Here is a 12,436-nt window from a genome sequence, read left to right as displayed (position 1 = left end):
TTCGTCGTTAAGCGATGTAACATTTGACGACATGCCATAAAGTTCGTGAGACGATGCAGCTTCACTTATTTTTGTGGGAGTGCGACATGGGACTTCTGGACGAAGTGGGCAAGATTGCCGGTGCGGTTGCCGCCGTTGAAGCCGCGGAGAAAGTCGATCCCGAAGCGGGTCTGCTGACCAAAGGCGTGGCCGCTATCGCCGGTTTCGAAGGCGCTGGAAAGCTGGAATCGCTGGTGGAAAAGAAAGAAGAAGAGAAGCAGGACGACGCCGACAACGCTCAAGCCGCGGACGATACAAGCTCCCAGACCTGAATGGACGTCAAGCGGATTGCCGGTTGCATGCGCGCGATCGAATCACGCGCTGCACCGGCAATCTGTTTTTATAAACCTTTCGATATCGAACCCTCCTTCCGCTATTCGCCCGATGTTTCATCGGGCTGTCATCGCCGTCCGGCTACGATCGTCCGTCACTTTCCGTCCGCGCTCGCCCCGCGGGGCGTTGTTTTGCGCTGGCATTCTTCCACCTGAACAACCATACCGGACATGTCGAACAGAAAAATCGTCAAGACAACGCCTGCCGATGAGCAAGGCGCATCGATCGTCTCGCGTCGCGGCTTTCTGAAGTTCGCCGGCGCGTCGAGTCTCGCGACGGCGGCGGGCGCGCTCGCATCGACCGCGCGCGGCGCCAATAGCGGCACACCCGATGGCACGCCCGAACAGATCCATCTGACCTGGGGCAGCGACCCGACGAGCGAAATTACCGTGTCGTGGTCGTCGCTCGCGCCCGCGGTCAATCCGCAGGTGCGCATAAACGGCGCCAATAACGGGGACCACGCGAAACATACGGTGCACGCGGTGCAAAGCACGTACACCGACGGCATCAACGGCGAGGTCGTATTCAACTATCACGCGCGCGTGCGCGAGTTGAAGGCCGACACGAGCTATCAGTACGAAGTGACGGCCGATAACGACGGCAATGCAGCGCAACCCTTCACCGCGAGTTTTCGTACCGCACCGCGCGGCCGCGCGCCGTTTCGCTGGACGAGCTACGGCGATCTCGCGACGCCGAATACGAACTGGGTGCTGTCGTCGCCGCAAAGCCGCTTTGCGGTGGCGGCCGTCGAGCGCTTTCAGCCGCTCTTCCATCTGCTGAACGGTGACCTCTGCTATGCGAATCTGAATCCGACGCAGCAGCCCGAGGTGTGGCGCGACTTCGGCAACAACGCGCAGACGTCGGCGTCGAACCGGCCGTGGATGCCGTGTCCCGGCAATCACGAGCTCGAATTCAACAACGGCGAGCAGGGCCTTGCGTCGTATCTGTCGCGCTACGTGCTGCCCGATAATCACACGCGTTTTCCGGGCCGCTGGTACAGCTTCCGCGTCGGCTCGGTGCTGTTCATTTCGCTCGATGCGGACGACGTCGTCTATCAGGATGCCGCCGCTTTCGTCGCCGGGCCCGCGCCGCTGACGCCGGTCGCGAGTACCGGCAATCCGCCGATTCCGGCGGGCACGTCGCTGTACGTGCGCGGCTATAGCAATGGCGAGCAGACACGCTGGCTCGAAAAAGTGCTGCAGCATGCGTCGCACGATAACGACGTGGACTGGATCATCGTGCAGATGCATCAGGACGCGCTCAGTTCGTCGAAGACCGGCAACGGTTCCGACAAGGGCATTCGCGAAGCGTGGCTGCCGCTGTTCGATCGCTATGGCGTGGACCTCGTGCTGTGTGGTCACGATCACGACTACGAGCGCAGCTATCCGGTGCGCGGTTGCAATCACAACAAGGGCGCCGACATCGCGACGGGGCACCCGGTCGATACGTTGCAGCCCGAGCCGATCATGTCGGCGGTATCGGCGGGTGCATCGACGTTCGATACGAGCCACGGCACGATCCACCTGATTCTCGGCGGCGGCGGCACGAGCGCGCCGCTCGACGTGTATGGCGTCGATGCTGGCACGGGCCTGCCGCAGGCGCGCATCTTCACGAAGCCGAATCGCCCGATCCCGTCGACGACCGCGGGCACGTTCGTGCGCGCGAGCGCCGACGCGGTCGAAGACGCAATCTGGTCCGCCCAACGCGACACCGGCACCGGCTACGGCATCGCGGTGTTCGACTACGATCCGGGGCAGCCCGGCGGCGACACCACGATCACGATGAACTACTACCACGCGCCGGGCGCGGATCAGACGCCGACACCGGAATACGATCTGTTCGAGACGATCGAATTGAAGAAGAAGCGGCGCGGGTAGAAGGATAGATTTGATTCACTGATCGGCATTCAATTTCCAGGGGCCGCTCATCACGAGCGGCCCTTGTTTTTTCACGGTCACCGCAAAAACAACGCCCCATTCATTTTGTTACACGTCTTACCGCCACGGACTGTCGAGGTTACAAAGCCCTTTCCGAAGCCCCGCTATACTCGGCGCCGTCTCACTAAAACAAAGACCCGATATGTCGAAGAAAATCATCCAGATGGTTGCCATGGCTGCATTGAGCGCCGCGGCGTCGTTGCCGGCACTTGCCGGTGATATGAACAACATGCTCGGCGGCGCGCTCGGTGGCGTCGCTGGCGCGGCAGTCGGCGGCGCGGTGGGCGGCAGCACCGGCGCGGTGATCGGCGGCGCAGTGGGCGGCGGGGCGGGCGGCGCGGTCACGTCGAATCGTCGCGAACGTACCGGCGCGATCATTGGCGGCGCGCTCGGTGGCGGGGCGGGCACCGCGGCCGGCAACGCGATGGGCGGCCGCACCGGCGGCCTGGTCGGCGCCGCGCTCGGCGGCGGCGCGGGTTCGGCGCTCGGCGGCAACATCTCGCGCTCGAACTCGTATGCCAACGACTACTCGCGCGGCCACCAATCGGGCAAGCACCATCACAAGCATCGTCGTTACGACTGAGACGGCTTGACATCGACAGGGCCGGTCCGCGTCCGCATCACAGACGAATGCGGCGGCCCTCGTCCATCACGCATGCAGAACCAGTTTCTGAATACGCCAGTTCAGCAACTCGGCAACGAATAATACGTTTTCCGAAGGACACGCCATCTCGTGAATCCAGCCGAACTGCTTCGGCTGTTTGCCCGCTTTGCCTAGTACGCCGAGCACTTTGCCGTCGAGCGTCATCTTGTAGATGCGGCCCGGAAACGCGTCGGCGCTATAGAGCACCTGATTCGGTCCCGGCGAGATGCAGATCGCCCAGGGCGAGCCCGGCGCGAACGTGCCCGCGGCGAGGTCCGCTTCGCTCGGCATGTTGCCGATCGCGGGGCGCGCGTCGGGCGGCACCGGTACGTCGATCGTGAACTGGCGCAGGAACGTGCCCTCGGTATCGAACACCTGGATGCGCCGGTTGCTGCGATCGGCCACATAAACGTGGTCGTGCGCATCCACCGCGATGCTATGCGGCGTATGGAACTGCCCCGGTCCCGTGCCGCGATCGCCCCATGACTTCAGCCAGTTGCCGTCGCGATCGACCTTCGCGACGCGCGAGTTGATGTATCCGTCGCTGATATAGGTGTTGCCCGCCTTGTCCCACGCGACGTCGGTCACCTGGCGAAAGCGTCCGGGTTCGGAGGGCAGCGGCGGATTCGGATGCTTGAGCGGCGCGGTCTCCTCGTCCGATGCTTCCTGCTTGCGGCCGAACACCATCGCGACGCGTCCTTCCGGCGTGAACTTGATCACCATGTCCGAGCCCTTGTCGGTGACCCAGATGTTGTCGTGCCGGTCCACCTTCACCGTGTGCGCGAACGACCACGCATACAGGTTGTGGCCGATCTCGCGCACGAAGCGTCCATCGGGCGCGAACTCGAGCAGTTGCGCGGCGGCCGCGCCATATGCGGGGCCGCTGGTGTTGCCGCGCGACAGCACGAAGATATGGCCATGCGAATTGAGCGCGACGCCCGAGCATTCGCCGAAGTACCTGTCGTTCGGCAAACGTACGGGGTTGGCAATCGAGTCATAAGCAATCGTGGGCACGGCCGGTGTGTCCGCGGCGAACGCGGACGGCATGGCGAGTCCGGCGGCGCTACCCGCAAGCAGGCTCATGAAAGTCCGTCGGCTCATCGCCCGGTGGTCGGGACCGCCGCAGCATGCACAAAACGACTCGTATCGCTCGCTCATTCGTTGTCTCCTTTGGTCCATCGCTTGAAGTGTGCAAAGGCAAGCCTAGTGCACAAAACGTTTAATGGCTAAATCGTTTTGGCGATGCTGAAAGAGACACTTCCCGTTATGCGCGATCACGTGCTGGTGGTGGCAGATGCTGTCCAGGTCGCGGCGCGCGGCGGCGCGGTACCGCTCGGCGTCGCGAGCCAGCCCGCTTTGCTACTATGTAAGACCGCGACTGCTTAGGTCCGCTTTAGTCCCGCGTTGGTCCATCACACAAGGAGATTCGAATGAGCAAAGGTTATTGGGTGTCGTCGTACCGCAAGACGAACGATCCGCAGAAACTGGCCGCGTACGCGCAACTGGCCCCGGCCGCGGTGGCGGCGGCGGGCGGCAAGTTCCTCGTGCGAGGCGTGGCGGACGAGGCGCGCGAGCAGGGCCTCAAGGAGCGCACGGTCGTAATCGAGTTTCCGACGTACGAGGCGGCCGTCGCCGCTTACGAAAGCGAGGAGTACAAGAAGGCGCTGGCCGCATTGGGCGATGGCGTCGAACGCGATCTGCGCATCGTGCGCGGCACCGACTGACGCGCGACCCGCAAGCGAACACTGCGCGGCACGCGCCGCGCAGTCACTCACTTCACCGCGCCGAGCGCGAGCCCCTTCACCATATAACGCTGCAACCACGCAAACACGATCGAAACCGGCAACGTCGCGCACAAGGTCGCGGCCATCACCAGATGCCATTCGACCACGTACTTGCCCGCGACCATATCGGTCACCTGCACGGTCAGCGTCTTGTTTTCCGGCGAGCGGATCAGCGTATAGACGATCGCGAACTCGTTCCACGCATTGATGAACGTGAAGATGGCGGTCACGACGATCGCCGGCACCGCGAGCGGCAGAAACACCTTGAACACCGCGCGCGTGCGGCTGCAGCCTTCGAGCCACGCGGATTCCTCGAGATCCTGCGGCACGGTCTGAAAGTACGACGACAGCATCCACACCGCGAACGCGATATTAAACGCCGCGTACGACACGATCACGCCGATCCTCGAATCGACCAGGTTGCCGTCGCCCCACGGAATCATCGCCGCGAGCCGGAATAGGCCGACCACCAGCAGGATCGGCGACAGCATCTGCGTGACGAGCAGGAACTGCCGATACAGGCCGCGTCCGCGAAACGGGAAGCGCGCGAGCGCGTAAGCGGCGGGCAGGCTCACCGCGAGTGCGAGCGCGGTGGACAGGAAACTGATGATCGTGCTGTTGCGCAGCGCGACGCCGAAGTTGGCCGCGTCCCACATGTCGATGAAATTGCGCCACTGCCACTGCACCGGCAGCCAGCGCGCCGGATAGACGAAGATCTCCGAGGCCGGTTTGACCGCGGTGAAGAACATCACCGCGAACGGAAACAGGATGACGATCACGAGCGGCGTCAGCGCGATCCAGCACCACAGCGAGCGTTTCGTTTTCGCGCTCAGACTCATGATGGCACTCCTTCTTTCGCGCGTTGCAGACGCAGATAAGCGATCGAGAACACGAACAGCATCACGAGCATGATCAGCGAAACGGCGGCCGCTTCGCCGGGACGTCCGAGTCGGAAGCCGAGTTCGTACAGGTAGGTGACGAGGATGTGCGTGCTGTTGTCGGGGCCGCCTTGCGTCATCACCCAGATGATCGGAAACGAGTTGAACACGTAGATCACGTTCAGCAAAATCGCCATGTTGATGAACGGGCGCAGCAGCGGCATCGTCAATTGACGGAACTGCTGCCAGGCGCTCGCGCCGTCGATACGCGCGGCTTCGTAGATATCGCTTGGGACCGAAGACAGGCCGCCAAGAAAAATCGTCACCGTGAACGGAATCGACACCAGAATGCCGACCGCGATTTCGACGGGGAACGCGAACTCGGGCGTCGCGAGCCAGTGAATCGGGCCGCCGATCAAGCCGAGCCGCTGCAGCGTGACATTGACCATGCCGTAGTCGTCGTTGAAGGCCCAGCGCCAGACGACGGCGGTCATCGTCAAAGAGACGGACCACGGCAGCATCACGATCGTGCGCGCCACGCCGCGACCGTGAAAATCCTGGTTCAGAATCAGTGCGACAGGTACCGAGATCAGCACCGTGCCGCCCACCACGCACACGGTCCAGATGATCGTGCGGCGTACCGAAGCGAGAAACACCGGGTCCTCAAACACGTTGATGAAGTTCTGCGCGCCGGTGAAGTCGCGGATCGCGCCGAAGCGCGATACCTCATGCAGCGATTGCCACACGATGTTGAAAATCGGATAGCTGATGATGAACAGCGCGAGCACGAGGCTCGGCGCAATCAGCAACCAGGGCGCCTGCGCGCGCGAAGAAACGGAACGGCTCATGCGTGCTCGATCGTAAGACGCGCCCGCTCTCTGGCGGCGGGCACGACGGAATGGGCCGGAGGGTGCATCGTGCTGCATAGGCTCGAATGTGGGAGTGGCGCGGCGCAACGCGCGGCGCTTGAGCTACGGCGCCGCGCGTCCCCTGTTCGTCTCGTTACTGTCAAAAGCCGCGTATCAGTGACCGAGCGACTTGTTCGCCTGCGCAGCGGCCGCATTCAACGCTTCCGCCGGTTGCGCCTTGTTCAGGTAGATCGCCTGCATCGCGTCGGTCACGGCCTTCGCGGTGTCTTCCCAGCCGGTCACGGTCGGCGCGAAGTGAGCGGTGGGCAGCAACGCGATGAATGCCTTGACGTCCGGATCGTTGAACGCCGGGTCGGTCGCTTCTGCCTTCGTGGTCGGCAGGAAGCCTTCGGTCGTCGTGAACTCGACGCGCGGTTCCTTCGTGAACAGATAGTCGAGGAACTTCCACGCGGTCTTCTTCACCTTCGAGTTCTTGAACATCACGATCGAGTCGGTGACCGCGTAGGTGGCGTGCGTCGTGCCCATCGGCAGCGGATCGATGCCGTACTTCAGGTTCGGCGCTTCCTTCTTGATCTGCTTGGCGAGGAACGGCGCGGAGATCACCATCGCGACGCGGCCCTGCTTGAACAGGTTCTGCACGTCTTCGCGGCTATAGCCGGTGACGCCCGGTTGCGTGAGGCCCTGGTCGATCATCTGCTTGTACATCGTCGCGGCCTTCACGCCCGCCGGCGAATTGAACGCGGCCTTGCCGTCCTTGCCGACCACGTCGCCGCCCATCGTCCACAGCGCGTAGTAAAAGTAGACGTCGGTTTCGATTTCCTTGCCTTGCAGACCGAAGCCGGCGATGCCTTGCGCCTTCAGCTTCTTCGATGCATCGATCACTTCATTCCAGGTCTTCGGGCCGTCGGGGTAGCCGACCTTCGCGAGCAGATCCTTGTTGTAGTACAGCGCGCGCGCGGAAGCGGCGATCGGCAGGCCGTAGGTCTTGCCGTTGATCTGGCCAGGCGCGAGGAACGGACCGATGAAGCGGGCCTTGAAGTTCGCGTCCATATAACCGTCGAGCGGCTCGGCGACGTCGTCCTTCACGAAGTCGAGCAGCCAGCGCGTGCCGACGATCGCGAGGTCCGCGTTGGCGCCGCCGGAGATGTCCGTTTGCAGCTTCTGTTGCAGCGTGTCCCAGTTCACGTCTTCGATCTTGATGGTCGTGCCGGGATTGGCCTTCTCGAAGTTGCGGGCCATTTTCTCGAAGTACGGCGCGGTCGCGTCGCTGTAGTGAGCGACCGTCACGCGGACCGTCTCGGCATGGGCCGAGACGGCGATACCTGCAAACGCGAGCGCCACGGCGACTTTGCCTAGCGCGAGGGAAGCACGGGCATGCAACGACATTTTTCTCTCTCCTGTGGGTGGTTTGCCGCCGTCGCCGGCCGCCTTGGGTAAATTGTTTGAAAAAATCCTACATGACGCAAAATAGCTTGTCACGTAGGGTCTGCGATATTTTTTTTCGAGCTGTTTTGTGCCTAAGATGCTGTAAAGCATGGGGTATTCTGCACGGCGCAACGGGATGGGAAACCCACTCTTCGGGATGACAGCAGTCGTCGCGGGCCGGATATGTAGGAAATTTACAGCGTTGCGCGTAGCGCGAGCCGGGTGGCGGACGGCGACGGCAAGACGGCCGAAACGGCCGAAACGGCCAGGCCAACGAGCGAGGAACACATGGATCGTGTCGTATTGGTAACGGGCGCATGCGGCGGTATCGGCAGCGTGTTATGCGAGCGCTTCGTCGAGGCGGGTGACACCGTGCTCGCGCTCGACATCGACGCGACCGCGCTGCAATTGTTGAGCGCGCGACTCGGCGCGCAACGGGGCGCGCAACAGGGCGCAGACAAGGTCGTGCCCGTCGCGGTCGATCTCGGCGACGCCGCTGCGGTGCAGCACGCGGTGGCCGCGGCGGTCGCGCAGCGTGGACCGGTCGACGTGCTGGTCGCGAACGCGGGCGCGGCGCTCGGCGCGTCGCTCGCGACCACCGACGCCGCAAGCTGGCAGCGCGACATCCATCTGAATCTGAACGGCACGTATCACACGGTGGAGGCGGTGCGCGCGTCGATGATCGAACGGCAGCGCGGCGCGCTCGTGCTGATCGGCTCGGTGAACGGTCTCGCCGCGCTCGGTCATCCGGCATATAGCGCCGCGAAGGCCGGCCTGATCAGCTATACGAAGGCGCTCGCGCTCGAGCTGGGCCGCTTTGGCATTCGCGCGAACATCGTGTGTCCGGGCACTGTGAAGACGCAGGCGTGGCAGGCGCGTGTCGAGAAGAATCCGCAGGTGTTCGAGGAACTGAAGAAGTGGTACCCGTTGCGCGACTTCGCGACGCCCGACGACATCGCCGATGCGGTGCTGTTCCTCGCATCGCCGCAAGCGCGCGTGATCACCGGCGTCGCGTTGCCGGTCGACGGCGGCTTGATGGCGGGCAACCGCCTGATGGCGCAGGAGCTGACGCTCGAGTCTTTCTGAGCCGCGCGCGGCGCGTGCACTACGATACCGGCAATACAACATCGGCAATACAACACACAGCAAGACAATGAGGACAGCATGGCAGCAGTGCAACTGAGCGGCATCTTCAAACGCTATGGCGACACCCAGGTCGTGCACGGCATCGATCTCGACATCGACGACGGCGAGTTCGTCGTGCTGGTCGGTCCGTCGGGCTGCGGCAAGAGCACGCTGATGCGGATGGTGGCCGGGCTCGAGGAAATCAGCGGCGGCGATCTGATGATCGGCGGCACGCGCGCGAATACGCTCGCGCCGCAGCAGCGCAACATCTCGATGGTGTTCCAGAGCTACGCGCTGTATCCGCATCTGTCGGTGTATGAAAACATCGCGTTCGGTCCGAGAATCCGCAAGGAATCCTCGGAGAAATTCAAGCCGCGCATCGATGCGGCCGCGAAGATGCTGAACCTCAGTGACTATCTGGACCGCTTGCCGCGCGCATTGTCGGGCGGTCAGCGGCAACGCGTGGCGATGGGCCGCGCGGTGGTGCGCGAGCCGTCGCTGTTCCTGTTCGACGAACCGCTGTCGAATCTCGACGCAAAGCTGCGCGTGCAGATGCGCACCGAAATCAAGGCCCTGCATCAGCGCTTGAAGAACACGGTGATCTACGTCACCCACGACCAGATCGAAGCGATGACGATGGCCGATCGCATCGTCGTGATGAACGCGGGACGTATCGAGCAGATCGGCCGTCCGCTCGAACTCTATGACCGGCCGGCGAATCTGTTCGTCGCGAGCTTCCTCGGCTCGCCGTCGATGAATTTCGCCGAGGGCGTGATCGTCAATCGCACGCAGGGTGCGGGCCTCGCATTGAAGCTCGCGGACGGCAGCGAGGTCGCGCTCGAACGCACGCCTGCGTCGGCCGTGGTCGGTGCGAAGGCCACGCTCGGCGTGCGGCCCGAGCACGTCGAGATCACGACGCAGATACCGGATGCCGCGCTCGACGTCGAAGTGATCGAGCCAACTGGCGCCGAAACGCACTTGTACGGGAAAATAGGCGGCGCTTCATGGTGCGTGACCACGCGCGAGCGCTCGAAGATCGAGCCCGGTCAGCGTGTCGCGCTGCGTCTGCCGGCCGAACACATCCATCTGTTCGATACGGAGAGTGGACGCAGGCTGGTCTGAACCGCGTGCGGCTTGAACTTTGATCAGGCCGATTGAAGCCGAACAAGCTGCGAGCGACGCGGATCCATATGAAACAGCCCCTAAGGAACACCGGGTGTCCGCACCGAACTTGATTCCCCACATCCGCAGCGCACTCGCGAGTCTGCGGCCCGCCGAGCGCAAGGTCGCCGACATGGTGCTCGCCGACGTCGACTTCGCGATGCGCGCGAGCATCACCGAACTCGCGCAGCGCGCCGACGTGTCCGAGCCTTCCGTCACGCGTTTTTGCCGCGCGATCGGTGCGCACGGTCTGCGCGACTTCAAGATGCAGCTCGCGCAGAGCGTCGCGGGCGGCCTGCCGTATGCATCGACCGCGGTCGCGCGCGACGACGACGTGCAGACCTTGATGGACAAGGTCGGCGAAGCGGCGATCGACGGCATCACGCATGCGCGCGGCGCGCTCGATCCTGCCGTGGTCGAAAGCGCGATCGCGGCGCTTTCGAGCGCCCGGCGGGTGTTTTTCTTCGGCGTGGGCTCAGGCTCGGGGCTCGTCGCGCAGGACGCGGCGCTGCGTTTTTTGCGCATCGACATCGCGGCGGCCGCGTTTACCGATGGTCATTTGCAGCGCCTATATGCGGGTCTGATGGAGCCGGGCGACGTCGCGTTTGCGATCTCGCATTCGGGGCGCAGCGTCGAAGTGAATGAAAGCATCCAGATCGCGAAGGAGCGCGGCGCGACGACGATCGCGCTGACCAACGTCGGCTCGCGACTCGCATGGCTCGTCGATATTCCGCTGCTGCTGCGCGTGGCGAGCCCGATCGATCCGAACACGCCGGGCGTGTCGCGCCTCGTGCATCTGTGCATCATGGATGCGCTCGCGATCGGCGTCGCGCTGAAGGCCGGGCCCGAGACGCTGGAAAAGATGCGCCACGCAAAGGCGCGGCTCGCGCCGCATGAGCCGGAAGGGGCGGGCGGGTAAGGCGCGCACATTCCGCGACTTTCGTCGTCGCTCCAGGTAAAATCGGCTCGCAGCGTTCCCGTTTACGTCCGTCCGCCCATGTCCTCCCGTTCCGCCGACACCGCATCGCACGCCCCATCAACGACCACCGCCGAACGTGTGCCGACCCTGCTGCTGGCCGCCGCGCTATCGCTCGGCAGCGCGGCAGCGCTCGGCTTCGCGCGCTTCGCGTACGCGCTGCTGTTGCCGTCGATGAAACTCGACCTCGGCTGGAGCTTCGCGCAGGCCGGCGCGATGAACACCGCCAACGCGCTCGGCTATCTGCTCGGCGCGCTCGTGTTTCCGCGCCTCGCACGCCGCTGGTCGGCCGGCGCGCTGTTCGCGGCCGGTTGCGTGCTGACCGCGCTGCTGATGGCCGGCAGCGGCCTCACCGCCGCCACGCATGCGCTGCTGACGCTGCGCGTGATCACCGGTGCGAGCAGCGCGGCGATCTTCATCGGCGGCGGCGTGCTTGCGGCGCGGCTCGCGTCGGCGCGACCGCGCGACGCGGGACTCGTGCTCGGTCTGTATTACGGCGGTACCGGCTGGGGGATCGTCGCTTCGTCGGTGCTGGTGCCGGTGACGATCCTTGATGCCGCCCACGGCTGGCAATTCGCGTGGTTCGCGCTCGCGGCGGCCTGCGCGGTGTTCGCCGCGGTCGCGATCGGCGCGGCGCGCAGAATCGAGCGCGCGTACTCGAGCGCGGCTGCTGCGGCGCATGCAGCCGCCGCCACCCCTGCCCCGGGCTGGCCGCACTTCGCGGCCGCGCTCGCGGGCTACGGGCTGTTCGGCGTCGGCTATATCGGCTACATGACGTTCATCGTCGCGCTGCTGCGCAACGCCGGCATGAGCGCGGCGGTCGTCACCTGTTTCTATCTACTGCTCGGCGCGGCGACCGTGGTGTCGGCGCGGATCTGGTCGACGCTGCTCGATCGCATGCGCGGGGGCCAGGCGCTCGCCCTGCTCAACGCGCTGCTGGCGATCGCGACGCTGCTGCCCGCGCTCTTCACGCAGCCGTGGGTCGCGTTCGTTTCGGGCGCGCTGTTCGGTGCGACGTTCCTGTCGGCGGTCGCGTCGACGACCGCGTTCGTGCGCCACAATCTCCCCGCGAGCCACTGGGCGAAGGGCATCAGCGCCTTCACGATCGTGTTCGCGTTCGGGCAGATCGTCGGGCCGGTCGTGATCGGCTGGGTGTCGGATGGCGCCGGGCTCGCGCGCGGGTTCGTGTATTCGGCGCTGCTGCTGGCGGCCGGCGCGGTACTCGCGGCGTGTCAGAAGGCGTTGCGCGCGCCGTGAGTCGCTTTA

At 64.4% G+C, this 12,436-nt stretch carries 12 protein-coding genes; 8 read left to right on the top strand and 4 right to left on the bottom strand.

The window, feature by feature from the left end; translation table 11 throughout:
- The first annotated feature begins 86 nt into the window (after positions 1-86).
- From F6X40_RS06355 to F6X40_RS06345, 3 genes are all read left to right on the top strand, one after another.
- A complete protein-coding gene (locus F6X40_RS06355) occupies positions 87-311 on the top strand; it encodes a hypothetical protein (protein WP_184072767.1) in 225 nt (74 codons plus the stop codon).
- A gap of 231 nt (positions 312-542) precedes the next feature.
- On the top strand, positions 543-2,249 hold the full coding sequence (locus tag F6X40_RS06350) for a fibronectin type III domain-containing protein (protein WP_187627177.1): 1,707 nt from the start codon (positions 543-545) through the stop codon (positions 2,247-2,249).
- 202 nt (positions 2,250-2,451) lie between these two features.
- A complete protein-coding gene (locus tag F6X40_RS06345; protein ID WP_187627176.1) occupies positions 2,452-2,892 on the top strand; it encodes a hypothetical protein in 441 nt (146 codons plus the stop codon).
- A gap of 66 nt (positions 2,893-2,958) precedes the next feature.
- Here F6X40_RS06345 and F6X40_RS06340 read toward each other — a convergent pair whose 3' ends face one another.
- A complete protein-coding gene (locus tag F6X40_RS06340) occupies positions 2,959-4,110 on the bottom strand; it encodes a peptidyl-alpha-hydroxyglycine alpha-amidating lyase family protein (RefSeq protein WP_187627175.1) in 1,152 nt (383 codons plus the stop codon).
- 272 nt (positions 4,111-4,382) lie between these two features.
- Here F6X40_RS06340 and F6X40_RS06335 point away from each other — a divergent pair, with 272 nt between their 5' ends.
- On the top strand, positions 4,383-4,676 hold the full coding sequence (locus F6X40_RS06335; RefSeq protein WP_018423759.1) for a DUF1330 domain-containing protein: 294 nt from the start codon (positions 4,383-4,385) through the stop codon (positions 4,674-4,676).
- 47 nt (positions 4,677-4,723) lie between these two features.
- Here F6X40_RS06335 and F6X40_RS06330 read toward each other — a convergent pair whose 3' ends face one another.
- The 3 genes from F6X40_RS06330 to F6X40_RS06320 form a co-directional block, all read right to left on the bottom strand.
- Complete coding sequence (locus F6X40_RS06330; protein ID WP_184024367.1) at positions 4,724-5,575, bottom strand: carbohydrate ABC transporter permease; 852 nt, start codon at positions 5,573-5,575, stop codon at positions 4,724-4,726.
- The gene (locus F6X40_RS06325; RefSeq protein WP_187627174.1) at positions 5,572-6,462 is read right to left on the bottom strand and encodes a carbohydrate ABC transporter permease; all 891 of its coding nucleotides are present in this window, start codon (positions 6,460-6,462) and stop codon (positions 5,572-5,574) included. Before F6X40_RS06325 ends, F6X40_RS06330 begins: the two co-directional genes overlap by 4 nt.
- Positions 6,463-6,636: 174 nt before the next feature.
- Complete coding sequence (locus F6X40_RS06320) at positions 6,637-7,869, bottom strand: ABC transporter substrate-binding protein (RefSeq protein WP_184024371.1); 1,233 nt, start codon at positions 7,867-7,869, stop codon at positions 6,637-6,639.
- Positions 7,870-8,196: 327 nt separating this feature from the next.
- Between F6X40_RS06320 and F6X40_RS06315 the strand changes: the two genes are divergently transcribed.
- From F6X40_RS06315 to F6X40_RS06300, 4 genes are all read left to right on the top strand, one after another.
- Positions 8,197-8,994, top strand: coding sequence for an SDR family oxidoreductase (locus tag F6X40_RS06315; RefSeq protein ID WP_187627173.1), 798 nt, complete (start codon positions 8,197-8,199; stop codon positions 8,992-8,994).
- Positions 8,995-9,072: 78 nt separating this feature from the next.
- Positions 9,073-10,155: an ABC transporter ATP-binding protein gene (locus F6X40_RS06310; RefSeq protein ID WP_184072779.1), complete on the top strand. Its 1,083-nt coding sequence runs from the start codon at positions 9,073-9,075 to the stop codon at positions 10,153-10,155.
- Between the two features lie 94 nt (positions 10,156-10,249).
- Positions 10,250-11,113, top strand: a complete 864-nt coding sequence (locus tag F6X40_RS06305; protein ID WP_184024380.1) for a MurR/RpiR family transcriptional regulator — start codon at positions 10,250-10,252, stop codon at positions 11,111-11,113.
- 78 nt (positions 11,114-11,191) lie between these two features.
- Positions 11,192-12,427: a YbfB/YjiJ family MFS transporter gene (locus F6X40_RS06300; RefSeq protein ID WP_187627172.1), complete on the top strand. Its 1,236-nt coding sequence runs from the start codon at positions 11,192-11,194 to the stop codon at positions 12,425-12,427.
- Positions 12,428-12,436: the final 9 nt, after the last annotated feature.

Origin of the sequence: Paraburkholderia sp. UCT31 (assembly GCF_014397655.1) — a bacterium.
GTDB classification, from domain to species: Bacteria; Pseudomonadota; Gammaproteobacteria; order Burkholderiales; family Burkholderiaceae; genus Paraburkholderia; species Paraburkholderia tuberum.
The sequence above is the reverse complement of the archived record's forward strand: the minus strand, read 5'-3'. Positions and strand labels throughout refer to the sequence as shown.